This window comes from Stenotrophomonas sp. GD03654, assembly GCF_029845105.1.
GTDB lineage: Bacteria > Pseudomonadota > Gammaproteobacteria > Xanthomonadales > Xanthomonadaceae > Stenotrophomonas > Stenotrophomonas africana.
Genome location: NZ_JAOCLC010000030.1, coordinates 33,819 through 59,401 on the forward strand (window position 1 = coordinate 33,819; position 25,583 = coordinate 59,401).

Annotated in this window: 22 protein-coding genes; 14 read left to right on the plus strand and 8 right to left on the minus strand. The window is 65.5% G+C overall.

Annotated features, from left to right (window positions below):
- Positions 1-90 precede the first annotated feature (90 nt).
- From N5J73_RS12565 to N5J73_RS12575, 3 genes are read left to right on the plus strand one after another with little or no spacing between them, the layout of a single operon-like run.
- On the plus strand, positions 91-747 hold the full coding sequence (locus tag N5J73_RS12565; protein WP_049445650.1) for a TetR/AcrR family transcriptional regulator: 657 nt from the start codon (positions 91-93) through the stop codon (positions 745-747).
- Positions 747-2,015: an efflux RND transporter periplasmic adaptor subunit gene (locus tag N5J73_RS12570; protein WP_049445653.1), complete on the plus strand. Its 1,269-nt coding sequence runs from the start codon at positions 747-749 to the stop codon at positions 2,013-2,015. The genes N5J73_RS12565 and N5J73_RS12570 overlap by 1 nt, the downstream gene beginning before the upstream one ends.
- A 15-nt stretch (positions 2,016-2,030) precedes the next feature.
- Entirely contained in the window at positions 2,031-5,204 is a 3,174-nt protein-coding gene (locus N5J73_RS12575; protein ID WP_049445655.1) for a multidrug efflux RND transporter permease subunit, read from the plus strand.
- 216 nt (positions 5,205-5,420) lie between these two features.
- On the opposite strand, the gene N5J73_RS12580 is transcribed toward N5J73_RS12575, so the two are convergent.
- Positions 5,421-5,708 carry a hypothetical protein gene (locus N5J73_RS12580; protein ID WP_049445657.1) on the minus strand — a complete coding sequence of 96 codons (288 nt, stop codon included), beginning with the start codon at positions 5,706-5,708 and terminating at the stop codon, positions 5,421-5,423.
- Between the two features lie 133 nt (positions 5,709-5,841).
- Positions 5,842-6,990: an acyl-CoA dehydrogenase family protein gene (locus N5J73_RS12585; RefSeq protein WP_019337352.1), complete on the minus strand. Its 1,149-nt coding sequence runs from the start codon at positions 6,988-6,990 to the stop codon at positions 5,842-5,844.
- 153 nt (positions 6,991-7,143) lie between these two features.
- On the opposite strand from N5J73_RS12585, the gene N5J73_RS12590 reads away from it, so the two are divergent.
- The 4 genes from N5J73_RS12590 to N5J73_RS12605 all read left to right on the plus strand — a co-directional run bounded on the left by N5J73_RS12590 (position 7,144) and on the right by N5J73_RS12605 (position 13,136).
- Positions 7,144-8,073, plus strand: coding sequence for a metalloregulator ArsR/SmtB family transcription factor (locus N5J73_RS12590; protein ID WP_014037755.1), 930 nt, complete (start codon positions 7,144-7,146; stop codon positions 8,071-8,073).
- 13 nt (positions 8,074-8,086) lie between these two features.
- The gene (locus N5J73_RS12595) at positions 8,087-9,181 is read left to right on the plus strand and encodes a homocysteine S-methyltransferase family protein (RefSeq protein WP_049445659.1); all 1,095 of its coding nucleotides are present in this window, start codon (positions 8,087-8,089) and stop codon (positions 9,179-9,181) included.
- A complete protein-coding gene (gene metH, locus N5J73_RS12600) occupies positions 9,178-11,862 on the plus strand; it encodes a methionine synthase (protein ID WP_088479704.1) in 2,685 nt (894 codons plus the stop codon). The genes N5J73_RS12595 and metH overlap by 4 nt, the downstream gene beginning before the upstream one ends.
- A gap of 86 nt (positions 11,863-11,948) precedes the next feature.
- Complete coding sequence (locus N5J73_RS12605; RefSeq protein ID WP_049445663.1) at positions 11,949-13,136, plus strand: MFS transporter; 1,188 nt, start codon at positions 11,949-11,951, stop codon at positions 13,134-13,136.
- Positions 13,137-13,184: 48 nt separating this feature from the next.
- Here N5J73_RS12605 and N5J73_RS12610 read toward each other — a convergent pair whose 3' ends face one another.
- From N5J73_RS12610 to N5J73_RS12630, 5 genes are all read right to left on the minus strand, one after another.
- Positions 13,185-13,865 (minus strand): DUF2058 family protein, encoded by a 681-nt coding sequence (locus tag N5J73_RS12610; protein WP_049445665.1) that lies wholly within the window; start codon positions 13,863-13,865, stop codon positions 13,185-13,187.
- Between the two features lie 10 nt (positions 13,866-13,875).
- Positions 13,876-14,115, minus strand: coding sequence for a SlyX family protein (locus tag N5J73_RS12615; protein ID WP_049445667.1), 240 nt, complete (start codon positions 14,113-14,115; stop codon positions 13,876-13,878).
- Positions 14,108-15,457, minus strand: coding sequence for a UDP-glucose/GDP-mannose dehydrogenase family protein (locus tag N5J73_RS12620; protein WP_049445668.1), 1,350 nt, complete (start codon positions 15,455-15,457; stop codon positions 14,108-14,110). The genes N5J73_RS12615 and N5J73_RS12620 overlap by 8 nt, the downstream gene beginning before the upstream one ends.
- Positions 15,458-15,480: 23 nt before the next feature.
- Positions 15,481-16,458 carry an FKBP-type peptidyl-prolyl cis-trans isomerase gene (locus N5J73_RS12625; protein ID WP_049445670.1) on the minus strand — a complete coding sequence of 326 codons (978 nt, stop codon included), beginning with the start codon at positions 16,456-16,458 and terminating at the stop codon, positions 15,481-15,483.
- Positions 16,459-16,554: 96 nt separating this feature from the next.
- Positions 16,555-17,142 (minus strand): glutathione peroxidase, encoded by a 588-nt coding sequence (locus N5J73_RS12630; RefSeq protein ID WP_049445672.1) that lies wholly within the window; start codon positions 17,140-17,142, stop codon positions 16,555-16,557.
- 609 nt (positions 17,143-17,751) lie between these two features.
- On the opposite strand from N5J73_RS12630, the gene N5J73_RS12635 reads away from it, so the two are divergent.
- The 6 genes from N5J73_RS12635 (at position 17,752) to N5J73_RS12660 (ending at position 22,092) form a co-directional block, all read left to right on the plus strand.
- A complete protein-coding gene (locus N5J73_RS12635; RefSeq protein WP_006453095.1) occupies positions 17,752-18,111 on the plus strand; it encodes a GntR family transcriptional regulator in 360 nt (119 codons plus the stop codon).
- Positions 18,111-18,986: an ABC transporter ATP-binding protein gene (locus tag N5J73_RS12640; RefSeq protein ID WP_049445676.1), complete on the plus strand. Its 876-nt coding sequence runs from the start codon at positions 18,111-18,113 to the stop codon at positions 18,984-18,986. The genes N5J73_RS12635 and N5J73_RS12640 overlap by 1 nt, the downstream gene beginning before the upstream one ends.
- Positions 18,983-20,011 (plus strand): ABC-2 transporter permease, encoded by a 1,029-nt coding sequence (locus N5J73_RS12645; RefSeq protein WP_049445678.1) that lies wholly within the window; start codon positions 18,983-18,985, stop codon positions 20,009-20,011. Before N5J73_RS12640 ends, N5J73_RS12645 begins: the two co-directional genes overlap by 4 nt.
- Positions 20,012-20,036: 25 nt before the next feature.
- Positions 20,037-20,924 carry a DUF2807 domain-containing protein gene (locus tag N5J73_RS12650; RefSeq protein WP_049445680.1) on the plus strand — a complete coding sequence of 296 codons (888 nt, stop codon included), beginning with the start codon at positions 20,037-20,039 and terminating at the stop codon, positions 20,922-20,924.
- A 30-nt stretch (positions 20,925-20,954) separates the two neighbouring features.
- Positions 20,955-21,566, plus strand: a complete 612-nt coding sequence (locus tag N5J73_RS12655) for a DUF2884 family protein (protein WP_049445682.1) — start codon at positions 20,955-20,957, stop codon at positions 21,564-21,566.
- A gap of 100 nt (positions 21,567-21,666) precedes the next feature.
- Positions 21,667-22,092 carry a hypothetical protein gene (locus N5J73_RS12660; protein ID WP_049445685.1) on the plus strand — a complete coding sequence of 142 codons (426 nt, stop codon included), beginning with the start codon at positions 21,667-21,669 and terminating at the stop codon, positions 22,090-22,092.
- Between the two features lie 104 nt (positions 22,093-22,196).
- Here N5J73_RS12660 and N5J73_RS12665 read toward each other — a convergent pair whose 3' ends face one another.
- Entirely contained in the window at positions 22,197-23,621 is a 1,425-nt protein-coding gene (locus tag N5J73_RS12665; RefSeq protein ID WP_049445687.1) for a class II fumarate hydratase, read from the minus strand.
- Positions 23,622-23,914: 293 nt separating this feature from the next.
- Here N5J73_RS12665 and purB point away from each other — a divergent pair, with 293 nt between their 5' ends.
- Positions 23,915-25,282, plus strand: coding sequence for an adenylosuccinate lyase (gene purB / locus N5J73_RS12670; RefSeq protein WP_049445689.1), 1,368 nt, complete (start codon positions 23,915-23,917; stop codon positions 25,280-25,282).
- The last annotated feature ends 301 nt before the right edge of the window (positions 25,283-25,583 follow it).

The window sequence follows — 25,583 nt, forward strand, 5'->3', positions numbered from 1 at the left end:
GACAGGATCGGCAAAGCGTGTTACCGGAAGACACACGCGGCGACCCGGATTCGATTCCACAATCCTGAACTGGACGGTATAGTCCACCGCGTGAACCCGGCCTACCTCCCCGTTGCCTTCGACGCACGCGATGAGCGCGTGTTCGATGCCGTGCGCGAGCTGCTGGCCCAACAGGGCATGCAGATGAGCATGGACGCGGTGGCCCAGCACGCCGGCTGCTCCAAGCAGACCCTGTACTCGCGCTATGGCAGCAAGCAGGAACTGCTGCGGCGGGTGATGCAGCGCCATGTAGGCCACGCCACCGGCGCCATGGTTCGTGCACTCCGCAGTGACGACCTGCGTGCCAGCCTGCTCCAGTTCGCCATCGACTTCCTGGAGCATTTCAACCAACCGCACGTGGGCCAGGCCTGTCGGCTGATCGCCGCCGATGCGTCCCAGTTTCCCGAAGAGGCGCGTACGCTGTACCGGCATGGCGCCGGCGCGCTGACGCTTCATCTTGCTGAATGGATTGAAACCGTTTGCATGCAAGGCCAGCTCCGGCATGACGACCCGCACTTCATGGCCGAACTGCTGCTGAGCATGATCGCCGGTCAGGATTTCGACAAACAGCGCTTCCACACCCCCCATCGTGATGACGCGCTGCTGCGTCGGCGCTGGGCAGAGTTCTCCGTCGACAGCTTCCTGCGCGCGTTCGCGCCACAGCCGTCGGCGGCCCCGTCTACAAACCAACCCCGGAGTTCCTCCTGATGATCGCCCCACTCCGCACCCTTGCCTTGACGTGCGCCGTTGCTGTCGCTCTGGCTGCCTGCAAGAAGCCGGAACAGCAGACGCCCCCGCCGCCGGAGGTGGGCGTGATCGACGCCAAGCCGCAGACCCTGCCGCTGCAGCGTGAGCTGGTCGGCCGCCTGTCGCCGTTCCGCAGCGCCGACGTGCGCGCGCGCGTGCCGGGCGTGCTGCTCAAGCGCGTCTACCAGGAGGGCTCACAGGTCAAGCAGGGCCAGCCCCTGTTCCTGATCGACCCGGCGCCGCTGCGTGCCTCGCTCAATGCCTCCGAGGCCCAGCTGGCCTCGGCCCGCGCAACCTACGCCAACGCCAAGGTCGCCGCCGACCGCGCGCGTTCGCTGGCCCCGCAGCAGTTCGTCTCCAAGTCCGACCTGGACAACGCCGAATCGGCCGAGCGCACCGCGCTGGCTGCGGTCAAGCAGGCCGAAGCGGCAGTGACCTCCTCGCGCATCAACCTGGGCTACACCGAAGTGACGGCGCCGATCAGCGGCGTGGCCAACAAGCAGCAGGTTACCGAGGGTGCGCTGGTCGGCCAGGGCGATGTGACCCTGCTGACCACCGTCGACCAGCTCGACCCGCTGTACGTCAACTTCTCGCTGAGCGTGGATGAGCTGACCCAGCTGCGCGCCCAGCAGGCCAAGGGTGCGCTGGCCCTGTCCGGCGATGGCAAGGCCACGGTCAACGTCAAGCTGGCCGACGGCAGCACCTACAGTGAGCCGGGCACGCTGGACTTCTCCTCCACCACGGTCGACCCGGCCACCGGCGCGGTGTCGCTGCGTGCGCTGCTGCCGAACCCGCAGCAGATCCTGCTGCCGGGCGCCTTCGTCAGCTTCCAGGCCAACCTGGGCGAGCGCAACAACGCCTACCTGGTGCCGCAGCAGGCCCTGCTGCGCGATACCACCGGCGGTTACGTGATGGTGGTCGGTGCAGACGGCAAGGTCGTGCGCAAGAACGTCAAGACCGATGGCGCACAGAACGGCAACTGGCTGGTCAGCGACGGCCTGGCCGCCGGTGACAAGGTGATCGTGGCCGGCGTGCAGAAGGTCAAGGAAGGCGCACCGGCGGTGGCCAAGCCGTGGACCCCGGGGCAGGACGCCAACGGCAAGCCTGCCGCAGGCGGCGCCGCTCCTGCGGGCGCGGCACCGGCCGCAGGCAAGGCACCGGCCGACGCGGCCAAGCCCGAGCAGGCCGATGCGGCCAAGCCGGCCGCCACCGATTCGAACAAGCAGTAACGGGAACCTTCCGTCATGCCTAAATTTTTCATCGAACATCCAGTCTTCGCCTGGGTGGTTGCGATCCTGATCTCGCTCAGCGGCGTGATCGCGATCCTCAACCTGGGCGTGGAGTCCTATCCCAACATCGCCCCGCCGCAGGTCACCGTCTCGGCGACCTACCCGGGCGCCAGCGCGGATACCACCGAAAAATCGGTCACCCAGGTGATCGAGCAGCAGCTGACCGGTATCGATCACCTGTTGTACTTCAGCTCTTCGTCCGCCTCCAACGGCCGCGCGCAGATCACCCTGACCTTCGAAACCGGTACCGATCCGGACATCGCGCAGGTGCAGGTGCAGAACAAGGTGTCGCTGGCCACGCCACGGCTGCCTTCGGAAGTGACCCAGCAGGGCGTGGTGGTGGCCAAGGCCAACGCCGGCTTCCTGATGGTGATCGCGCTGCAGTCCGACACGCCGGCCATCAACCGTGATGCCCTGAACGACATCGTCGGTTCACGCGTGCTCGATCAGGTCTCGCGCATCCCCGGCGTCGGCAGCACCCAGCAGTTCGGTTCCGAATACGCCATGAACATCTGGCTGAACCCGGAAAAGATGCAGGGTTATGGCCTGTCGGCCAGCCAGGTGCTGGCCGCGGTTCGTGCGCAGAACGTGCAGTTCGCCGCCGGTGCGCTGGGTTCGGACCCGTCGCCGGAAGGCCAGCACTTCACCGCCACGGTCTCGGCCGAAGGCCGCTTCAGCTCGCCGCAGGAATTCGAGAACATCATCCTGCGCGCCAACGCTGACGGCTCGCGCGTGCTGCTGAAGGACATCGCCCGCGTTGCATTCGGTGCCAACAACTACGGCTTCGACACCCAGTACAACGGCAAGCCGACCGGCGCCTTCGCCATCCAGCTGCTGCCGGGCGCCAACGCCTTGAACGTGGCCGATGCGGTGCGCGGCAAGATGGACGAGCTGCAGCCCAGCTTCCCGTCCGGCGTGACCTGGTTCTCGCCGTACGACAGCACCACCTTCGTCAAGATCTCGATCCAGGAAGTGGTCAAGACACTGTTTGAAGCAGTGTTCCTGGTGTTCCTGGTGATGCTGATCTTCCTGCAGAACTTCCGCGCCACCCTCATCCCGACCCTGGTCATCCCGGTGGCCCTGCTCGGCACCTTCCTGGGCATGTGGATGATCGGCTTCACGATCAACCAGCTGACCCTGTTCGCGATGGTGCTGGCGATCGGCATCGTGGTCGATGATGCGATCGTGGTGATCGAGAACGTCGAACGCATCATGACCGAGGAAGGCCTGGCGCCGAAGCCGGCCACGCAGAAGGCGATGACCCAGATCACCGGCGCGGTGGTGGCGATCACCGTCGTGCTGGCGGCGGTGTTCATCCCGTCCGCCCTGCAGGGCGGCGCCGCCGGTGAGATCTACAAGCAGTTCGCCCTGACCATCGCCATCTCGATGGCGTTCTCGGCGTTCCTGGCGCTGGGCTTCACCCCGGCGCTGTGCGCGACCTTCCTCAAGCCGACGCACAACGACAACCCGAACATCGTCTACCGCACCTTCAACAAGTACTACGACAAGATCAGCCACACCTATGTGGGCCATATCACCTCGGCGGTGCGCCATGCGCCGCGCTGGATGATCCTGTTCGTGGTGCTGACCGCACTGTGCGGCTTCCTGTTCACCCGCATGCCGGGCAGCTTCCTGCCGGAAGAAGACCAGGGCTATGCGCTGGCGATCGTGCAGCTGCCGCCGGGATCGACCAAGGGCCAGACCAACGAAGTGTTCGGCCAGATGCGCGGCATCCTGGAAAAGCAGGATGGCTATGAGGGCATGCTGCAGGTGGCCGGCTTCAGCTTCGTCGGTTCCGGCGAGAACGTCGGCATGGGCTTCATCCGCTTGAAGCCGTGGGAGGAACGCAAGTTCACCGCGCCCGAGTTCATCCAGAACATGAACGGCGCGTTCTATGGCATCAAGGAAGCGCAGATCTTCGTGGTCAACCTGCCCACCGTGCAGGGCCTTGGCCAGTTCGGCGGCTTCGACATGTGGCTGCAGGACCGTAGCGGTGCCGGTTACGAGCAGCTGACCCAGGCCCGCAACATCCTGCTGGGCCAGGCCGCACAGAAGCCGGACCACCTGGTTGGCGTGCGCCCGAACGGCCTGGAAAATGCCCCGCAGCTGCAACTGCATGTGGACCGCGTGCAGGCGCAGTCGATGGGCATGTCGGTGTCGGACGTGTACAGCACCATCCAGCTGATGCTGGCCCCGGTGTACGTCAACGATTTCTTCTACGAAGGCCGCATCAAGCGCGTGACCATGCAGGCCGATGGTCCGTACCGCACCGGCCAGGAATCGCTGAAGAGCTTCTACAGCCCGTCCAGCCTGACCAAGAACGCCGATGGCACCAATTCGATGATCCCGCTGAACACGGTGGTCAAGTCCGAATGGGTGTCGGCACCGCCGTCGCTGAGCCGCTACAACGGCTACTCGGCGATCAACATCGTCGGCTCGCAGGCCCCGGGTACCAGCTCGGGCGAGGCGATGCAGACCATGGAGAGCATCGTCAACGACGACCTGCCGGCCGGCTTCGGCTACGACTGGTCAGGCATGTCCTACCAGGAAATCCTGGCCGGCAACGCCGCGACGCTGCTGCTGGTGCTGTCCATCGTGGTGGTGTTCCTGTGCCTGGCCGCCCTGTATGAGAGCTGGTCGATCCCGGTCGCGGTGCTGTTGGTGGTACCACTGGGTGTGCTCGGCGCCCTCGGCCTTTCGATGCTGCGCGGCCTGCCCAACGATCTGTTCTTCAAGATCGGTCTGATCACCGTGATCGGCCTGGCGGCGAAGAACGCGATCCTGATCGTGGAGTTCGCGGTGGAGCAGCGCGCAGCAGGCAAGAACCTGCGCGACGCCACCATCGAGGCGGCTCGCCTGCGTTTCCGCCCGATCCTGATGACGTCGTTCGCGTTCATCATGGGCGTGATCCCGATGGCGATCTCCACCGGTGCCGGCGCCAATTCCCGCCACGCCATCGGTACCGGCGTGATCGGCGGCATGCTGTTCGCGACCCTGCTCGGCCTGCTGATGATCCCGGTGTTCTTCGTGGTCGTGCGCCGCATGCTGGGCGACAAGCTGGATGAACCGTCGAAGGAGTTCATGGAACGCCAGCGCGACGCAGATACTGCACACCGTCCGGATCGTTGATCCAGCGGTGAGTTGAAACGAGAAAGGCCCCGGAGCGATCCGGGGCCTTTTTTGCAGGTTTCTGTAGAGCCGAGCCCATGCTCGGCTGCTTTTGCCCGAGCCGAGCATGGGCTCGGCTCTACAGAAAGCGCAGGCCACGGCGCATCCACGCATGGCGTGGATCTACTGGCCGCGAAAGCCGAGCATGAGCTCGGCTCTACGGCAAGCTCCAACCCCTCAGCGCAACAGCGCGACCGCCACGCACACCACTACGAGTGCCAGCGCAGCCCATTGCATCGGCACAAAGAAGAAATGATGGGGTGCGGCCTCGCCCTTCTGCCGGGGCGCACGGTTGAACCACAGGCCCAGCATTACGTTTACCGCCGCGCCAATGCCTGCACCCAACAGAACCTGCGTCAGCGGAGTGTTGCCCCTGGAGCCTTCATGCGGGAAGAAGTACGCCAGCAGCAGGATGGCTGCAATCGGCGTCACCAGCGTCATGAATCCCCAACCACGATAGATCATCATTGCAGACCGCGTAATAAACGGCCTGTATTGGAACAGATCGGGTATCGCCCGGCCAAGAAGACCGTGTAGATCCACGCATGGCGTGGATCTACCGGCCGCGCCGCCGTTGCAGCGGCGCGGCTGGTCGAACTCAACGCAGCCCGGTCTCGTTGCGGGCGATCACCAGGCGCTGGATTTCCGACGTGCCTTCGTAGATCTCGGTGATCTTGGCATCACGGAAGTAGCGCTCCAGCGGCATTTCCTTGGAGTACCCCATGCCACCGTGGATCTGCACGGCCTGGTGGGTGATCCACATCGCCGCTTCCGAAGCGGTCAGCTTGGCAACGGCCGCTTCCGTGCTGAAGCGCTTGCCCTGGCCCTTCACCCACGCCGCGCGCAGGGTCAGCAGCAGTGCTGCGTCCAGCTTGCACTTCATGTCGGCAATCTTGGCCTGGGTCATCTGGAAGGTGCCGATGGCCGCGCCGAACGCCTTGCGCTCCTTCACGTATTCCAGGGTCGCTTCATAGGCAGCACGGGCGATGCCGATGGCCTGCGAAGCGATGCCGATGCGGCCGGCATCGAGCACGCTCATGGCGATCTTGAAGCCCTCGCCTTCCTGGCCCAGCACGTCTTCGGCCTGCGCCACGTAATCGTTGAACTCGATCTCGCAGGTGGCCGAGGCACGGATGCCCAGCTTCGGTTCGGTCTTGCCGCGACCGAAGCCCGCCTTGTCGGTATCGATGAGGAAGGCGGTGATGCCGCGCGCGCCCTTGTCCGGCTCGCTCATCGCGAACAGCACGATGTACTTGGCCACCGGGCCGGAGGTGATCCAGCTCTTCTTGCCGTTGATGACGAAGGTGCCGTCGGCCTGCTTCACCGCGCGGCAGCGCATGGCCGTGGCGTCCGAACCGGACTGCGGCTCGGTCAGCGCAAACGCGCCGATGGCCTCGCCCTCGGCGATGGCACGCACGTACTTCTGCTTCTGTTCCTCGGTACCGTGGGTGAGGATGCCATTGCAGAACAGCGAGTTGTTGACCGACATGATGGTCGAGTGGGCAGCGTCGGCGGCAGCGACCTCCACCATCGCCAGCACGTACGCAACCGGGTCCATGCCCGCGCCACCGTATTCGGTCGGCACTTCGATGCCCATCAGGCCGTTCTCGCCCAGCAGGCGGATGTTGTCCAGCGGGAACTCGCCGGTGCGGTCATGGTGCTCCGCGCTCGGGGCGATCTTTTCCTGCGCGATGCGCCGCGCAACGTCCTGCAACATCAACTGCTCTTCAGTAAAGCTGAAATCCACAACACCCTCCCGGGTACATGATGTTATGGGCCGCGCACGGCGCGCCCAGGTGCCCCGATTGTACCGGGGCCCGGGGAATTCCGTACGCCAGCGACTTGACCGCGGCAGGCGCTCTCGGCGAATATATCTCTATATCGCGATAGGTAGATATTTATGGATCTTGAAGACTGGTCGACACGCCTGAAGGTGTTCGCCGATGCGACCCGCGTGCGCCTGCTGGCGCTGCTGGAGCAGGAGGAACTGACCGTGGCCGAACTGTCAGCGATCACCCGCCTGGCACAGCCGCGCGTCTCCACCCACCTGGCGCGCCTGAAGGAAGCCGGCCTGGTTCGCGACCGCCGTGCCGGCGTGTCAGCCTATTACCGCTTCGACGAGGCCCAGCTGGACCCGGCGCAGCGTGCATTGTGGCATGCCCTGAGCAACGGAAGCGACGACCCGCTGCTGCGGCAGGACGCCGAACGTGTTGCCGCCGTGCTGGCCCACCGCGCCTCCGACCAGAACTGGGCCGACAGCGTGGCCGGCGACATGGAGCGCCACTACTCCCCTGGCCGTACCTGGGAAGCGCTGGCGCGTACCGCGCTGCCGCTGCTGGAAACCGGCGACGTGCTGGACATCGCCTCCGGCGACGGCGTGCTGGCCGAACTCGTCGCCCCGCATGCCAAGCGCTACATCTGCATCGATACCAGCGCGCGCGTGGTTGCCGCCGCCAGCGAGCGCCTGCGCCGCCTGCCCAATGTGGAAGTGCGCGAGGGCGACATGCATGCGCTGCCGTTCAAGGACGGCAGCTTCGACCTGGTGGTGCTGATGCACGCGCTGACCTACGCCAGCAAGCCGGCGCAGGCGGTAACCGAAGCCGCGCGCGTGCTGCGCCCGGGCGGGCGCCTGCTGCTGTGCAGCCTGGCCCGCCATGAGCACAAGGCGGCAGTGGAGGCCTACGGCCACGTCAACCTCGGCTTCAGCGACAAGGAGCTGCGCAAGTTCGTCGACAAGGCCGGCCTGCAGGTATCAAGTCTGGAGACGGTTACCCGCGAGAAGCGCCCGCCGCACTTTGAAGTGATTTCGCTGATCGCCAACAAGCCCTGAGCCCGAGAACGCCATGTCCGCCCTGCCCTGGTTGCATCCTGATCGTGTCAATGCCCTGCTCGACGCCCTGCGCCAGCGGATCCTGATCATCGACGGCGCGATGGGGACGATGATCCAGCGCCATGGGCTGCAGGAAGACGATTACCGAGGCGAGCGCTTCGCCGATGGTTACGACCACGCCCATGGCCCCGGCTGCGACCACGGCACACCGGAAGGTCACGATCTCAAAGGCAACAACGATCTGCTGCTGTTGACCCGGCCGCAGGTCATTGCCGACATCCATACCGCCTATCTCGAAGCCGGTGCGGATCTGGTCGAGACCAACACCTTCAACGCCACCTCGGTCAGTCAGGCCGACTACCACCTCGAACACCTGGTCTATGAACTGAACAAGGCGGGCGCTGCGGTAGCTCGTGCCTGCTGCGATGCCGCCACTGCGAGCACGCCGGACAAACCGCGCTTCGTCATCGGCGTGCTTGGCCCGACCAGCCGTACGGCCTCGATCAGCCCCGACGTCAATGACCCCGGCTTCCGCAACACCAGCTTCGACGAACTGCGCGACACCTACCGCGAAGCCATCGACGGCCTGATCGACGGCGGTACCGACACGATCATGGTCGAGACCATCTTCGACACGCTCAATGCCAAGGCCGCGCTGTATGCCATTGAAGAAGCCTTCGACGCACGCGGTGCGCGGCTGCCGATCATGATTTCCGGCACCATCACCGATGCCTCCGGTCGCACCCTGTCCGGCCAGACCGCCGAGGCCTTCCATGCGTCACTGGCACATGCGCGCCCGTTGTCCATCGGGCTGAACTGCGCATTGGGCGCGGAAGCGATGCGGCCGCACGTGGAAACCCTGTCGCAGGTGTCGGACTGTCATGTCAGCGCGCATCCAAACGCGGGCCTGCCCAATGCCTTTGGCGAGTACGACGAAACGCCCGAAGAAATGGCCACCACCCTGCGAGGTTTTGCCGAGGATGGCCTGTTGAACCTGGTCGGCGGCTGCTGCGGCTCCACGCCCGACCATATCCGCGCGATCGCCCAGGCCGTGGCCGGGCTGCCGCCGCGCGCCCTGCCCGGTTCCCAGGAGCAGCAGGCCGCATGAGCACCTCGCCCTACACCCGCCTGTCCGGCCTGGAGCCGCTGGTCATCACCCCGGACCTGTTGTTCATCAACGTCGGCGAACGCACCAACGTCACCGGCAGCGCGCAGTTCCGCAAACTGATCAAGGAAGGCCGCTACGAAGAAGCGGTGGACGTGGCCCGCCAGCAGGTCGCCAGCGGTGCGCAGATCCTCGACGTCAACATGGACGAGGGCCTGATCGATTCGGAAGCGGCGATGACCCGCTACCTCAACCTGATCATGTCCGAACCGGACATCGCCCGCATCCCTGTGATGGTCGACTCCTCGAAGTGGAGCGTGATCGAGGCCGGCCTGAAGTGCCTGCAGGGCAAGAGCGTGGTCAACTCGATCTCGCTGAAGGAAGGCGAGGCGCTGTTCCGCGAACACGCGCGCAAGGTGCTGCGCTATGGCGCCGCCGCGGTGGTCATGGCCTTCGATGAAGCCGGGCAGGCCGATACCTGCGCGCGCAAGGTCGAGATCTGCACCCGCGCCTACCGCATCCTTGTCGACGAGATCGGTTTCCCGCCGCAGGACATCATCTTCGACCCGAACATCTTCGCCGTCGCGACCGGTATCGAAGAGCACGACAACTATGCAGTGGATTTCATCGAAGCCACCCGCATCATCAAGCAGACGCTGCCGCACTGCCATGTCTCCGGTGGCGTCTCCAACGTCTCGTTCTCGTTCCGTGGCAACGAAACGGTGCGCCAGGCCATCCACTCGGTGTTCCTGTACCACGCCATCGCCGCCGGCATGGACATGGGTATCGTCAACGCCGGCGCGATGCCGATCTACGACGAACTGGAACCGGAACTGCGGGAGCGCGTGGAGGATGTGATCCTCAACCGACGCAGCGATGCCACCGAGCGCCTGCTGGAAATCGCCGAGCGTTACAAGGGCAGGAAAGGCGCGGCGAAGACCGAAGACCTGGCCTGGCGCGAGAAGCCGGTGGCGCAGCGCTTGGCGCATGCGCTGGTGCACGGCCTGGATGCCTTCGTGGAAGAAGACACCGAACTGGCCCGGCAGGCCTCCAGCCGCCCGCTGGACGTGATCGAAGGCCCGTTGATGGATGGCATGAACGTGGTCGGCGACCTGTTCGGCGCCGGCAAGATGTTCCTGCCACAGGTGGTCAAGTCCGCGCGGGTGATGAAGAAGGCCGTGGCCTACCTCCTCCCATACATCGAGGCGGAGAAGGCGCGCAGCGGCGACACCGCCAAGAGCAACGGCAAGATCATCATGGCCACGGTGAAGGGCGATGTGCATGACATCGGCAAGAACATCGTCGGCGTGGTCCTGGCCTGCAACAACTTCGAGGTCGTCGATCTTGGCGTGATGGTGCCGGCACAGAAAATCCTCGATGCCGCCCGCGAACACAACGCCGACCTGATCGGCCTGTCTGGACTGATCACTCCATCGCTGGAGGAGATGAGCCACGTCGCCCGCGAGATGCAGCGCCAGGGCTTCGAGCTGCCGCTGCTGATCGGTGGCGCCACTACCTCGCGTGCGCATACCGCGCTGAAGATCGACCCGCATTACAAGGCGCCCACGGTGTGGGTGAAGGATGCCTCGCGCGCGGTCGGAGTGGCCCAGTCGCTGATCTCGCGTGACCTGCGCGATGCCTTCGTGGCCGCCAACGAGGCCGACTATGCCGAGATCCGCGCCCGCCACCGAAACCGTGGCGACGCCAAGCGCCTGGTCACGCTGGAACATGCACGCGGGCAGAAATTCCAGGGAGGATGGGACAGCTACACGCCGCCGGCACCGAACCAGCCCGGCCTGCACGTATTCGACGACTACCCGCTGGCCGAACTGGTCGACTACATCGACTGGACGCCCTTCTTCCAGGCCTGGGAACTGGCCGGCAAGTTTCCGGCCATCCTCACCGACGAGATCGTCGGCACCCAGGCCAGCGACCTGTACAAAGATGCCCGCGCGATGCTCGAGCGCATCGTCGGCGAGAAATGGCTGACCGCCAAGGCCGTGTTCGGCCTGTGGCCGGCCAACAGCGTCGGCGACGACGTGCGCGTGCAGCATCCGCAGGGCGAGACCACCCTGCACTTCCTGCGCCAGCAGGTGGACAAGCCGGCCGAGCGCCCGGATTTCTGCCTGGCCGATTTCATCGCGCCGGCCGACACCGGCAAGCAGGACTGGATCGGCGCCTTTGCCGTCACTGCCGGTATCGGCATCGACGCGCATGTGGCGCGCTTCGAAGCCGACCACGACGACTACAACGCGATCCTGCTGAAGGCACTGGCCGACCGCTTCGCCGAAGCGCTGGCCGAACGCCTGCACCAGCGCGTGCGGACCGACTTCTGGGGCCATGAGCAGGCCGAGACGCTGGACAACGAAGCCCTGATCGACGAGCAGTACCGCGGCATCCGTCCGGCCCCCGGTTACCCGGCCTGTCCGGAGCACAGCGAGAAGCGCCGGCTGTTCGACCTGCTGCAGGCCGAAGCCAACGCCGGCATGGAGCTGACCGAGAGTTTCGCGATGCTGCCCACGGCCGCGGTGTCGGGCTACTACTTCAGCCATCCGCAGAGCCAGTACTTCGTGGTGGGACGACTCAGCCGCGAACAGGTCAGCGACTACGCCCGCCGCAAAGGCGTGGACCGCGCCCAGGCCGAGCGCTGGCTGGCCTCCAACCTGGACTACGATCCCGAATGACACAGAAAGGGGACGGAGGGGATCAAGTCGTTTTGGGCACAAACGACTTGATCCCCTCCGTCCCCTTTTTGCTTCATCATTCCGCGATGACCGTTCCCGTTGCCCGTCTTTCCAGCTTCTATCTGTTCTATTACGCGGCGCTGGGCGCGTTCACTCCGTACTGGAGCCTGTTTTTGACCGCGCGCGGCATGAGCGTGACCGCCATCAGCGTGATGATGGGTCTTTGGTATGCCACCCGCGTGATCGCGCCCAGCACCTGGACCTCACTGGCGGCGGCCTCGCCACGACCGATCCGCCTGCTGCGCATCGGTTGCGTCCTGACCCTGGTCAGCTTCGCAGCGTTCCTGCTTCCCTTGCCGCAGCCGTGGATGTATCCGGCGATGGTGGTGTTCTGCTTCTTCTACAACGCGGTGATGCCGCAGTTCGAGTCGATCACTCTCACCCACCTGGGCAGCGACAGCCATCGCTACGGATTGATCCGGGTCTGGGGCTCGCTCGGATTCATCGCCGTCGTGACCCTGTTCGGGTGGCTGATCGAGGGCGACGGCACCACCAGCCACGCCGGGCTGCTGCCGTGGATGATGCTGCCGCTGTTCGCCCTGATGGTGGTGTCCGCCTTCAGCAACCACTACGCACGCGGCGTCGGCAAGGCTGAAGGCGATGCCAGCGGATTCTGGCAGATCGTGCGGCGGCCACCGGTGCTGGCGTTCTTCCTTGCCGCCTTCATGGAACAGCTCTCGTTCGGGCCGTACTACACGTTCTTCTCGGTCTACATGGACCACCATGGCTACCGCACGTCCACGCTCGGCCTGCTGTGGACCATCGGCGTGGTGTTCGAGGTCGGCGTGTTCTTCACCATCGGCCGCTTCTTCCGCCGCTACGACGCCAGCTGGATGCTGTTGATCGCACTGGTGAGCTCCTGCCTGCGCTGGGCCGTCACCGCCCTGTTCCCGCAGAACCTGCCAGTGATGCTGGTCGCGCAGAGCGCGCATGCGCTGGGATTCGCCGCCTTCTTCGCAGCGGCAATGCAGATGCTGGCGACCTACTTCCCGGGCCGCCTCAATGGCCATGGGCAAGGCCTGCTGTACGGCTTCTCGTCCGGTGTCGGCGGCGTGCTGGGCGCGCTCATTGCCGGCCAGCTGTGGAAGATCGATGACGGCCGAACGGCCTTCCTTGCCGGCAGCGGCTTCGCGTTGGTCGGCGCCGTGCTGTGCTTCTTCGCGCTGAGCCTGCCGCTGATCCGCGCACGCCGCAGCAGCATGCATGCCCCGTAACGAAAACGCCGGGCAGTGCCCGGCGTTTCGATCATCCTGCTGGCCTGATTACCAGACCAGGTCGTCCGGCACCTGGTACTGCGGGTCGGCGTAGGGATCTTCCTCGGCCGGCGCATTCGGATCGACCTTCAGCGCCACCGATGCGGCGAACACCGCCTCGGACTGTGCCAGCACCTCGGCAGTCACCAGCAGGTAACGGCCATTGAGCTGGACCACGCCCAGCTCACCGGCATTGAGCGCGGTCAGCTGTTCGGCCGTCACGTAGATGCGCTTGATCTTGCCGCCATACGGGAAGTGGCGGGCAATGTCCGCCGCTTCGGCATTGAGGCTCTTGTCCTTCAGCAGTTCTTCCAGCTTGGCCTTCGCCTCGCGACGCACGCGCGCCTCTTCCTGCTTCAGGCGCTCGGTCTCGATGCGCTCCTCCTTCTCCCGCTGCGCACGGATGGCATAGGCCTTGGCCAGATCCATCTCTTCGGCGCTGCGCGGCTTGCGCGGGCCCTGCTGGCCCTGGCCACGCTGGCCACCGGGCTTGCCCGGACCACCATGGCCCTGCCCACGGCGCTCGCCGGGCTTGTGCTCGCCCTTGCCTGCGCCCTGCGGCTTTCCATTGCCATTGCCACCCTTGCCCTGCGGGCGGCCGTCACGGCGGGGGCCATCATTCTTGCGCTCGGGCTTGGGCGCCGGCTTGAAGCCCAGGCCCATCAGCTGGTCGCGGAGGGTATCGCTCATAGGATTCGGATCAGTAGTGCGGCGGCGGCGGTTCGCTCGCCGGATCGGAAGAATTCAGTGCGTTGCGGACCTTGCCCAGGTCTTCAAGCAGCACGCGCAGCACGTCGGCGTTGCGCATGCCCTGCATGCGGGCGTCGGCCAACGCATCGCTCAGCTCGGCCAGCGCCTGCTCCTGGAAGGACACGCGCATTTCCAGCTCGACCAGGCGCGCTTCCAGCGCCTGCTCGCGTTCGGACGGTAGATCAGACATGCAGCGAGCGCCCCCGGCCGATGCCGTAGTAGGCCAGGCCTGCGGCTTCCACTTCCGCCGGCTCGTACAGGTTGCGCCCGTCGAACACCGCCGCATCCTTCAGCTGCTCGCGCAGCTTCTGGAAATCGGGGCTGCGGAACTGCTTCCACTCGGTAACCACCACCAGCGCGTCGGCGCCCTGCAGTGCTTCATCGGCACTGTTGCAGAACACCAGGTCATCGCGCTCACCGAAGATGCGCTGCGATTCGTGCATCGCTTCCGGATCGTAGGCACGCACCGTCGCACCAGCTTCCCACAGCTGCGCCAGCAGGCGGCGGCTGGAGGCCTCGCGCATGTCGTCGGTGTTCGGCTTGAACGCCAGGCCCCACACGGCAAAGGTCTTGCCGCGCACGCCTTCGTCTTCGCCCTTGTCGTAATGGCGCTGGATGAGGGCGAACAGATGGCCCTTCTGCGCGTCATTGACCGCTTCCACCGCGTTCAGCAGCTTCGGCTCGAGGCCATACTGCTGGGCGGTGCGGGCCAGCGCCTGCACGTCCTTGGGGAAGCACGAGCCGCCGTAGCCGGCGCCCGGATAGATGAAGTGCCAGCCGATGCGCGGGTCCGAACCGATGCCCTGGCGGACCTGCTCGACGTCGGCACCGACGCGTTCGGCAATGTTGGCGATTTCATTCATGAACGAAATCTTGGTCGCCAGCATCGCATTGGCCGCGTACTTGGTCAGCTCCGCCGAACGCACGTCCATTTCCACCACACGGTCATGGTTGCGGTTGAACGGCGCATACAGGCGGCGCATCACCGCCACCGACTCTTCATTGGCCGCACCGATGATGATGCGGTCCGGCCGCATGCAGTCCGCAACCGCATCGCCTTCCTTCAGGAATTCCGGGTTGGACACCACGTCAAACGCGATGTCCGCGCCACGCGTGGCCAGCTCTTCGGCAATGGCGGCACGCACCTTGTCCGCGGTGCCGACCGGCACCGTCGACTTGTTCACCACCACGGTCGGCACGCTCATGTGCCGACCGATGGTACGGGCAACGGCAAGCACGTATTGAAGATCGGCACTGCCATCCTCGTCCGGCGGCGTGCCGACGGCGATGAACACCACCTGGCCATGATCGATGGCGGCCGCGGCATCGGTGGTGAACGCCAGCCGCGTTGCGGCATGGTTGGCCTTCACCATCGGCTCCAGGCCGGGTTCATAGATCGGGATGATGCCCTGGTTGAGGCCATCCACCTTGGCCTGGTCGATATCGACACAGACCACCTGATGACCAACATCGGCCAGGCAGGTACCGGTCACCAGTCCAACGTAACCGGTACCAAAAATCGCAACGCGCATATCCGTATTCGCTCCTGGATGACTTACGGCAGAACGCCCAGCAGCTCGACGTCGAACGTCAGGGTCGCATTCGGGCCGATCGGGCCACCCGGGGTGCCGTTTTCGCCATAGGCCAGGTTGCCGGGGATCCAGAAGCGGTACTTCGAACCGACCGGCATCAGCGCGACGCCTTCGGTCCAGCCCTTGATCACCTGGTCCAGACCGAACTCGGCCGGCTGACGACCATAGGAGCTGTCGAAGACGGTGCCGTTGAGCAGCTTGCCTTCGTAGTTCACGCGCACCTTGCTGCTCGGCAGCGGACGCTCGCCGCTGCCCGGGCGGATGACCTGGTACTGCAGGCCCGACGCGGTGGTCACCACGCCCGGCTGGGTCTTGTTCTTGGCCATGAACGCATTGCCTTCCTCACGGTTGGTCTGCGCCGCGGCGGCAGCCTTGGCCTGCATTTCGGCCTGCTTGCTGCCCATGAAGGCCTGAATGGTGGCGGTCGCGTCAGCTTCCGTCATCTTCGGCTGGCCCTTGCTCAGGCCGGTGCTGATCGCGTCAAACAGCGAGGCGACGTCGATGTCGTCCTTCAACTGCGCCAGCGACGGACCCACCGAGTACGAACCAATCATCTGCGACACCTTGACGCGGTCGACCTTCGCCGGCTGCGAGCCCGGTGCCACGCCCGGCACCTGCTGGCCGCTGCGGGCCATCACGACCTGGCGCAGCGCGGCATCGGTGGCCTTGGCCTGTTCCTGGGTGATCTGCGGCTGCAGGCCTTCGAACGAGCGCTCGACGGCGGTGCGCAGGGCGGCAACGTCGATCTCATCGGCGATCGGGGTGAACGACTTGGCCACGTCCAGGCCGATGGCGTAGCCGAGCTTCTGCTTGGGGGAATTCAAGGTTGCGGTCTCCTTGGCGGCTGCGGGGGCAGCCGGTTGTTGCGACAGAGCGACACCCGAAGTGCCCATCGCCAGAATCAGAACCGACGCCGCGGCGCCGCGCATTCCCATCTTCATTCGCTGCATTCCTGGAAGTGTCTGGGCGCCGACGTCGGCGCGAAAAGGAACATTGTCGCACGCATGCCGTCGATGTCGAGGCATGCGTGCCGGATATCAATGCGTGGCCGCTGCGGCCAGCGCCTTGTCGATAGCCGCGGTCAGCTGCGGATCGTCCGGCGTCACCTTGCTGGCGAACTGGGCGATGACCTTGCCATCGCGGCCGACCAGGTACTTGTGGAAGTTCCAGCCCGGCGCCACGCCGGTGGCCGCGGTCAGGCGCTGGTACAGCGGCGTAGCCTCCGCGCCGATCACATGCACCTTCTCGAACATCGGGAACTTGACGCCGTAGGTCAGGGTGCAGAAGTCCTGGATCTGCTTCTCATCACCCGGTTCCTGGCCCTTGAAGTCGTTGGACGGGAAGCCCAGCACCGCGAAACCCCGGCCGGCATAGCGCTTCTGCAGCGCCTCCAGCCCCTCGTACTGCGGGGTGTAGCCGCATTTGCTGGCGGTGTTGACCACCAGCAGCACCTGACCGTGGTAGCGCTGCTGCAGGTTGACCTGCTGCTTGCTGGCCAGCGGCCGGTAGTCCAGGTCGAGCAGATCGGCGGCCAGCGCACTGGTGGAACCGGCGATGCCGGCCACCAACAAGGCCAGCAGGGACAGACCGCGCAGGCGGCGCGGGGAAACGGTCGACAGGGGCATCAGGAGTGGTCCGCGGTAGCCATTCACAAGGCCCGGCCACTGCCGGCCGGGAATCGGCCGAACTATAGCACCGGGCTCCGGCGCCCCTGATGGCATCGGCCCAGCAGGGCTTTGCGCGGCGTGGCGGATGCGCTGCACGGGCGCGATCGGCGGTGCCGGGATGACATAGCATGGACATCACTGAATGGAAGGTGGGTGCGGATTGCCCGCTGCGACAGCTTTATTTCTCTTTTAAATCAATTGAATAAAGGGATATTTCAGCAATCTGACCGCCCCCTGCCATCAGTTGGGGACGGCAGGGGTTGCACGTAGGCGTGCCGGTGTTATAGTTGCATACAACACCAGTCACCTGAGACAGGGGGAAGCCATGAACGTCCGGATCCGTCGCAACCTCACCGCACCCGCGGCCGCTGCTGTTTCGACCCTGATCGTGCTGGCCTGGTTGGCCGCGCCCAGTCTCTCCGACTCCGCTGACAGTGCGCAGGACGCGACCGCCTCTCCGGCAGGGAACGCCAACCCCTCCTCCCCCCCTCCCCCGCGTCGGCTGCACAGCTCCCTGTCCATGCCGTATTTCTCGTTCGCCCAGCCGCTGACCCCACGGAGCTGAATATGAGCGACATCCAGTGGAGCGACGGCGCTCCCATCTACCGTCAGTTGAAGGAGCGCGTGATCGCCATGATGCTCGACGGAATCCTCAAGCCGGGCGATGCCCTGCCTTCGGTGCGCCAGGTGGCCGCCGACTATCAACTCAACCCCATCACCGTTTCGCGCGCTTACCAGGAACTGGCCGACGAAGGCCTGGTCGAGAAGCGCCGCGGCCTGGGCATGTTCATGACCGAGCAGGCGGCCACGCAGCTGCGCAGCAGCGAGCGCGACCGTTTCCTCAACGAAGAATGGCCGGCCGTGCTGGAGCGCATCCAGCGCCTGGGCCTGAGCCTTGATGAATTGCTGCCCCAGGGGAAAGTCTGATGAATAGCACTGCAAGTGAATCGGTCATCACCGCCCGCGGCCTGCGCAAGGCCTACAAGACCACCGTCGCCCTCGACAACGCCAGCTTCAGCATTCCGAGTGGGCGCATCGTCGGCCTGATCGGCCCCAACGGCGCCGGCAAGACCACCGCATTGAAGGCCATCCTTGGCCTGACCTCGGTGGAAGGCGACCTGAGCGTGCTCGGCCGCGACCCACGGCTGCATCGCGACGAACTGATGAAGGACATCTGCTTCATCGCCGACGTCGCCGTGCTGCCGCGCTGGCTGAAGGTCCGCGAAGCGATCGATTTCGTCGCCGGCGTCCACCCGCGCTTCGACCGCGCCCGTTGTGAGCGCTTCCTGGCCAACACCAAGTTGCAGCCGAAGCAGCGTGTACGCGAACTGTCCAAGGGCATGATCGTGCAGCTGCACCTGGCGCTGGTGATGGCCATCGATGCCCGCGTCCTGGTGCTTGACGAGCCCACCCTGGGCCTGGACATCCTCTATCGCAAGGAGTTCTACCAGCGCCTGCTGGAAGACTACTTCGACGAACAGAAGACCATCATCGTCACCACCCACCAGGTGGAAGAGATCGAGCACATCCTCAGCGACGTGATGTTCATCCGTGATGGCCGCATCGTGCTCGATGCGGAAATGGACGAGGTCGGCCAGCGCTACACCGAGCTGCTGGTCAATGCCGACCAGCTCGAAACGGCCCGCGCGTTGAAGCCGATCGACGAGCGCAGCCTGGCGTTCGGCAAGACCGTGATGCTGTTCGATGGCGTGCCGCGCACCCAGCTCTCCACCCTCGGCGAGACCCGCAGCCCGGGCCTGGCCGACCTGTTCGTCGCCATCATGAAGGGGACCTACGCATGAACGCCGTCAACCACCCCGTCAGCCCGTTGGGCACCCTGCGCTGGCTGCTCAAGCGCGAGTACTGGGAGAACCGCGGCGGTTTCCTGTATGCCCCGCTGATCGCCGGCCTGATCTCGCTGGTGATGAGCACCGTGGGCATCGCCTTCGGCCTGTTCGCGCTGAACCGCGCAGCGCGCAACGGCGCCCTGCATGTCGATGGCGAAAGCGTGAACGTCAATGGCCTGGACCTGGCACTGCTCACCCGCAACATCAACGGCAAGGATCTGGCCGATCTCGGCAATGGCCTGGACCTGACCCTGGTGCTCAGCTCGGCGTGGCCGTTCCTGGTACTGGCCTTCGTCGTGTTCTTCTACTGCCTGGGCGCCCTGTACGACGATCGCCGCGACCGCAGCATCCTGTTCTGGAAGTCGTTGCCGCTGTCGGATACCCAGACCGTGCTGTCCAAGGTGATCAGCGCACTGATCGTGGCACCGTTGATCGCGGTCATCGCCGGCATCATCACCATGTTCGGCTTCATGTTGATCATCAGTGTCGTCGCGCTGATGCACGGCGGCAGCCCGATGGCGCTGATCTGGGGTCCGGCCAGCCCGTTGACCCTGGCCGCAGGCCACCTGGCCTGGATTCCGGTCTATGCCCTGTGGGCGCTGCCCACCGCCGGCTGGCTGCTGCTGTGCTCGGCCTGGGCCAAGAGCAAGCCGTTCCTGTGGGCGGTGATGCTGCCGCTGTTTGCCGGTGTCATCGTCAGCACCACCAAGATCATGCCGCTGTTCGGCCTGACCACCGGCTGGTTCTGGCAGAACATCGTCGGCCGCCTGCTGCTGGGCGGTGTCCCTGGCATGGACCTGCTGTATCGGCTCAGCGCCGGTGAAGGTTCGCGCCGCGACCTGGACTCGGTGGTCAGCCTGATGTCCCCGGCTTCACAGTTGAAGTCGCTGGCGATGCCGGAACTGTGGATCGGTGCGGCCGTCGGTGCAGTGTTCATCTTCCTTGCCATCCGCCTGCGCAAGCGCGCCGGCGAGATCTGATCCCATCCATCCGGAGGCACCACCCATGCGTTCCCTGCTCGCCTGTTCCGCGTTGTTGCTGTTGCCGTTGTCGGCGCTGGCCGCCGATGCTCCGAACTGCAAGTTCACTGCCGCCCGCACGCTGAAGCTGGACGTGACCGGTGCCAGAACGGTGGTGTTCGAGGTCAACCAGCATGACCTGAAGGTGGTCGCCAGCGCCGGCGGCGGTCAGCTGGAAGGGCGTGCCTGTGCCTCCAGCCAGGAATGGCTGGACCAGCTGGTGCTGGACCAGCGCAAGGTGGGCGACAAGCTGGTGGTGAGCCTGCGCCGCGACGGCCGCCAAAGCGGCATCAGCCTGGGCAACAGCTACGCATGGCTGGATATCCGCGGCAGCGTGCCGGACAACCTGCCGCTGCAGTTCAAGGTCGGCTCGGGCGATGCCAGCGTGGAAAACGCACAGTCGCTCAGCGTGGACGTCGGCTCCGGTGACGCCGTGGCCCGCGGTACCCGCGGCAGCATCCACGCTGCGGTGGGTTCCGGCGACCTCAACATCGATGGCGGCAGCTCCCTGAACCTGCTGTCGCTGGGTTCCGGCGATGTCACCGTACGCAACATCAGCGGCGACGCCAGCACCGGTACCGTCGGCTCCGGTGACCTGAAGATCACCGATGTGCGTGGCAACGCGCGGCTGGATACCGTGGGTTCGGGTGATATCGAGTTCAAGCGGGTGAAGGGCAGCGTCGAGGTGGGCGTGGTCGGCTCCGGCGGCATCGACCTGGCCGACATCGGCGGCAATGTGCACGTCCGCAGCCACGGCTCGGGCGACATCCAGGTCGACGGCGTTGGCGGCAGCCTGACCGTCGACCACAGCGGCAGCGGTGACGTCGATCATCGCAATGTCAGCGGCAAGGTCACCCTGCCGCGCAGCAAGTAATCCACTTCCAGACACCTCCAGGGGACCACCATGAACCTGCTGCGCCTGTTGCCCGCTGTGCTGCTGTCCCTGCCGCTTATCGCCTGCGGCGGCACCTCGTCCTCGTCCGACAAGACCGTCGGCAAGAGCGTCTCCGAAGCCACCAGTGGCGTCGGCCAGACCGTCAAGGAAGCCATGGACGATGCCCGCAAGGACATCGCCCAGGGCAACATCAAGATCTCGGCCGACAAGCAGCCACGCGCGGAAATCAGCCCGGATGGCCGCCTGCTGATCGCGGGAAAGGAGGTCACCGTCAACGACACCCAGCGCCGCCACCTGCAGGAGTACCGTGGCCACGTGGTCGCCATCGCGATGGATGGCATGGACGTCGGCCTGGCCGGCGCCAAGCTGGGAGCCAACGCGGCCGGTGAAGCACTGAAGGGCATCTTCAGCGGCGACAGCGAAGGTGTCGAGAAGCGCATCAACGCCGAAGCCGCGAAGATCGAGGCCCAGGCCAAGCGCATCTGTGAACGCCTGCCGGCGATGCTGGCCAGCCAGCAGGCACTGGCGCGCGAGCTGCCGGCCTTCAAGCCGTACGCAACGATGGACCAGAGCGACGTGGACGACTGCGGCAAGAACAACTCGGTCACGTTCTCCAAGTGAGACAAATCGACGCACCGGACCGGCAGCGGCCTTCCGTTGCCGGTCGCACTGCGTTGGCGGGCTTACAATGGGGCCCCCGGACGTGCCCGAACCGAATGTCATGAAGAAGCTGTTTCTGCTGCTGACCGCCCTGCTCTGCCTCGGCCTGGTCGGCTGTGACCAGGAGTACCGCAACCACCGCGCCGAGCGCGGCAAGCCCAAGATTTCCGTCAGCGAAGGCATGGTCACCGTGCGTCGCCCGCCGGCACCGAACATCATCATCCTCGCCGACGGCACGATGAAGATGGACGAGATCCAGATTCCGCTGGACGACGCACAGAAGCAGATGCTGCAGACCATGTTCGGCAAGCTGCAGGTGCTTCGCCAGAACACCCTGGTGGCCGCGCCGGCCGATCCCAACATGCAGCCGGTGAAGATCCAGCCGCCGGAGGGCATGGAAGTGATTCCGGCGGATCTGATCCAGCGCATCCCGGAGTTCAAGGATTACACCGACACCTTCGGCAACATCGTGGCCGACCGTCGCTGAAGAAAAACGCCGCCCAAGGGCGGCGTTCTTCGTTTCCCTAGAGCCGAGCCCATGCTCGACTCCGGAACAACAGTCGAGCGTGGCTCGACTCTATAACCGGCAGATCAACCGCCACCACCGCCGCCGGCGTGGATGCCACCAGCGGTCAGCGCGGCCGGGTCCAGCAGGCGCCGCAGCTCGGCTTCGGCCAACCCGCTGTCCTCCAGTGCCACGTCCAGCACCGGGCGCTGTTCCTTGTAGGCACGCTTGGCAATCGCCGCAGCCTTCTCATAGCCGATGATCGGGTTCAGTGCGGTGACCAGGATCGGATTACGCGCCAGTGCCTCGGCCACGCGGTCCTCACGCACCTTCAACCCGGCGATCGCGCTGTCCGCCAGCAGGGTGGACACGTTGGCGAGCAGGCCGATGCCATCGAGCAGGTTCACGGCGATCAGCGGCAATGTGACGTTGAGCTGGAAATTACCGGTCTGGCCGGCCACGGTGATCGCGGTGTGGTGGCCGATCACCTGCGCACAGGCCATCACGGTCGCTTCCGGAATCACCGGATTGACCTTGCCCGGCATGATCGAGCTGCCCGGCTGCAGCGCCGGCAGTTCGATCTCGCCCAGCCCGGCCAGCGGCCCGGCGTTCATCCAGCGAAGATCATTGGCGATCTTGATCAGCGCCACCGCCAGTGCATTGAGCTGACCCGACAGCTCCACTGCATCGTCCTGCGCGGCCAGGCCTTCGAACTTGTTCTCGGCGCTGTCGAACTTGAAGCCCGTCTGCTGCTTCAGCGCCTTGGCCACCTGTGCACCAAAGCGCGGATCGGCATTGATGCCGGTGCCGATGGCGGTGCCGCCCAGCGGCAGGCGGCGCACGCGCTTGAGGCTGTCTTCGATGCGCTCCTGGGCCGAGGCCAACTGTGCAGACCACGCGCCGAACTCCTGCTCGAAGGTGAGCGGCATCGCGTCCATCAGGTGGGTACGGCCGGTCTTGACCACCTTGCGCAGGCTGCGGCCCTTCTTGTCCAGGGTCCTGCGCAGGTGCACCAGCGCCGGCAGCAGCTGCTCATGCGTCGCCAACACTGCCGACACGCGCAGCGCAGTTGGAATCACGTCGTTGGAGCTCTGCCCCTGGTTGACGTGGTCATTGGGGTGCACGGGGGTCTTGCCCGCCTTGCCGGCACGGTTGGCCAGCGTGGCGATGACCTCATTGGCATTCATGTTCGACGACGTGCCAGAACCGGTCTGGTAGACATCGATCGGGAAGTGCGCATCCCAGTTGCCGGCGGCCACTTCGGCGGCAGCGGTCTGGATGGCCTTGGCCACGGTCTTCGGCAGGTGGCCCAGCTCTGCGTTTACGCCGGCGGCAGCGCCCTTGACCAGGCCCAGGGCACGGATGAAACCGCGCGGCATGCGCTGGCCCGACACTGGGAAATTCTGCACGGCACGCTGGGTCTGGGCGCCCCACAGGGCGTCCGCAGGCACCTGCAGCTCGCCCATGCTGTCGTGTTCGATTCTGAAACCCTTGCTTGCAGCTTTGCTCATTGCATCAACTCCGCACTACTTCAGTTGGGGAAAGGGAAGCGGCGGCTGGCAGGGTGTCGCTTCCCGGGCTGGCGGCTGCGCCAACGATACTCCCTTGCCCGCAGCGTGGGATGACGAGGGCGGGCCAGATCGTTCTGTCTGCACGGCCGTTGTGCACGCGCAAGGGTAGTGCCGGCCGCTGGCCGGCAACCACGCCCGGCCTACGCTTCCATGGATTGCCGGCCAGCGGCCGGCACTACCTGACCGGCACGTCGTAGAATATGGCCCCCGCCGCTCGCCCCAGCCCTGCCGACATGTCCGATTCCGCCCTGCTCGCCCTGTCCCCGCTCGATGGCCGCTATGCCGGCAAGGTCGACGCCCTGCGCCCGATCTTCTCCGAATACGGCCTGATCAAGGCCCGCATCACGGTCGAGGTGGAATGGCTGCTGGCCTTGGCCGCCGAGCCGGGCATCGTCGAACTGGCCCCGTTCTCCGACGCTGCCATCGCCCGCCTGCGCGCGCTGGCCGCCAGCTTCAGCCCGGCCCAGGCCGCGCGCGTGAAGGAGATCGAGCGCACCACCAACCATGACGTCAAGGCGGTGGAGTACTTCATCAAGGAACAGCTGAAGGACGACGCCGAGCTGGCCCCGGCGCTGGAATTCGTGCATTTCGCCTGCACCAGCGAAGACATCAACAACCTCAGCTACGGCCTGATGCTGGAACAGGCCCGCCGCGAGGTGCTGCTGCCGACCCTGGACGGCATCGCCAACAGCCTGCGCAGCCTGGCCCACGCCCAGGCCGGCCAGCCGATGCTGTCGCGCACCCACGGCCAGACCGCCTCGCCGACCACCCTGGGCAAGGAGCTGGCCAACGTGGTCGCCCGCCTGGAGCGCCAGCGCAGGCAGATCGCCGCGGTCGAACTGACCGGCAAGATCAACGGCGCGGTGGGCAACTACAACGCCCACATCGCCAGCTACCCGGACGTGGACTGGCCGGCCTTCGCCGAGCGCTTCGTGACCGGCCTGGGCCTGGTGTTCAACCCGTACACCACGCAGATCGAGCCGCACGACAACATCGCCGAGATCGGCGATGCCGCACGTCGCGCCAACATCATCCTGATCGACCTGGCCCGTGACATCTGGGGCTACGTTTCGCTGGGCTACTTCAAGCAGCGCCTGAAGGAAGGCGAAGTCGGTTCGTCGACGATGCCGCACAAGGTCAACCCGATCGATTTCGAGAATGCGGAAGGCAACTTCGGCATCGCCAACGCGCTGTTCGAGCACTTCAGCGCGAAGCTGCCGATCAGCCGCTGGCAGCGTGACCTGACCGATTCCACCGTGCTGCGTGCACTGGGCACCGCGTTCGGCCACAGCCAGGTGGCGCTGGATTCGCTGGCCAAGGGCCTGGGCAAGCTGGAAGTGAACCCGCAGCGCCTGGACGCCGATCTGGACGCGGCCTGGGAAGTACTGGCCGAAGCCGTGCAGACGGTGATGCGCCGCCACGGCCTGCCGAACCCGTACGAGCAGCTGAAGGCGCTGACCCGTGGCCAGGGCATCACGGCCGAGTCGATGCGTGCGTTCGTGCAGGGGCTGGAGCTGCCAGCGGATGCGAAGCAGCGCCTGCTGGAGATGACCCCGGGCAGCTACACCGGTCTGGCGGAATCGCTGGCGAAGAAGATCTAAGGTTTTCCTGCGGCGGCGGCCGCGGGCGCTGCCTGCGGCAGGCTGGTACTGCCACGGCAACAGCAACAGCAACGTTAAAAACGGCTCTGGATTGCTGTCGTGCTTGGCGGGGCGGGTTGGGTTCGCGGGGGTGTCAGCCGCATGGATGCGGCTGCCAAGCCTCCACGGACGGATTCACGGCGTCCCCCGCGAACCCAACCCGCCCCACCTCTGACAGATTCCGGTGACGGATTGAAGAGCGTTGGGTTGTCGAGACGGAATTTGAGAGGGACGCGGCTTCGCCGCGTCCCTCTTTGTCTTG

Bases quoted from the DNA above. Each gene is read 5' to 3' on its own strand.
- N5J73_RS12580 (WP_049445657.1), bottom strand. From the start codon at position 5,708: ATGATCTATCGTGGTTGGGGATTCATGACGCTGGTGACGCCGATTGCA.
- N5J73_RS12575 (WP_049445655.1), top strand. From the start codon at position 2,031: ATGCCTAAATTTTTCATCGAACATCCAGTCTTCGCCTGGGTGGTTGCG.
- N5J73_RS12660 (WP_049445685.1), top strand. From the start codon at position 21,667: ATGAAGAAGCTGTTTCTGCTGCTGACCGCCCTGCTCTGCCTCGGCCTG.
- N5J73_RS12595 (WP_049445659.1), top strand. From the start codon at position 8,087: ATGTCCGCCCTGCCCTGGTTGCATCCTGATCGTGTCAATGCCCTGCTC.
- N5J73_RS12645 (WP_049445678.1), top strand. From the start codon at position 18,983: ATGAACGCCGTCAACCACCCCGTCAGCCCGTTGGGCACCCTGCGCTGG.
- N5J73_RS12635 (WP_006453095.1), top strand. From the start codon at position 17,752: ATGAGCGACATCCAGTGGAGCGACGGCGCTCCCATCTACCGTCAGTTG.
- N5J73_RS12610 (WP_049445665.1), bottom strand. From the start codon at position 13,865: ATGAGCGATACCCTCCGCGACCAGCTGATGGGCCTGGGCTTCAAGCCG.
- N5J73_RS12665 (WP_049445687.1), bottom strand. From the start codon at position 23,621: ATGAGCAAAGCTGCAAGCAAGGGTTTCAGAATCGAACACGACAGCATG.
- N5J73_RS12630 (WP_049445672.1), bottom strand. From the start codon at position 17,142: ATGCCCCTGTCGACCGTTTCCCCGCGCCGCCTGCGCGGTCTGTCCCTG.
- N5J73_RS12570 (WP_049445653.1), top strand. From the start codon at position 747: ATGATCGCCCCACTCCGCACCCTTGCCTTGACGTGCGCCGTTGCTGTC.
- N5J73_RS12640 (WP_049445676.1), top strand. From the start codon at position 18,111: ATGAATAGCACTGCAAGTGAATCGGTCATCACCGCCCGCGGCCTGCGC.
- metH (WP_088479704.1), top strand. From the start codon at position 9,178: ATGAGCACCTCGCCCTACACCCGCCTGTCCGGCCTGGAGCCGCTGGTC.
- N5J73_RS12605 (WP_049445663.1), top strand. From the start codon at position 11,949: ATGACCGTTCCCGTTGCCCGTCTTTCCAGCTTCTATCTGTTCTATTAC.
- N5J73_RS12625 (WP_049445670.1), bottom strand. From the start codon at position 16,458: ATGAAGATGGGAATGCGCGGCGCCGCGGCGTCGGTTCTGATTCTGGCG.
- N5J73_RS12615 (WP_049445667.1), bottom strand. From the start codon at position 14,115: ATGTCTGATCTACCGTCCGAACGCGAGCAGGCGCTGGAAGCGCGCCTG.
- purB (WP_049445689.1), top strand. From the start codon at position 23,915: ATGTCCGATTCCGCCCTGCTCGCCCTGTCCCCGCTCGATGGCCGCTAT.
- N5J73_RS12655 (WP_049445682.1), top strand. From the start codon at position 20,955: ATGAACCTGCTGCGCCTGTTGCCCGCTGTGCTGCTGTCCCTGCCGCTT.
- N5J73_RS12620 (WP_049445668.1), bottom strand. From the start codon at position 15,457: ATGCGCGTTGCGATTTTTGGTACCGGTTACGTTGGACTGGTGACCGGT.
- N5J73_RS12650 (WP_049445680.1), top strand. From the start codon at position 20,037: ATGCGTTCCCTGCTCGCCTGTTCCGCGTTGTTGCTGTTGCCGTTGTCG.
- N5J73_RS12590 (WP_014037755.1), top strand. From the start codon at position 7,144: ATGGATCTTGAAGACTGGTCGACACGCCTGAAGGTGTTCGCCGATGCG.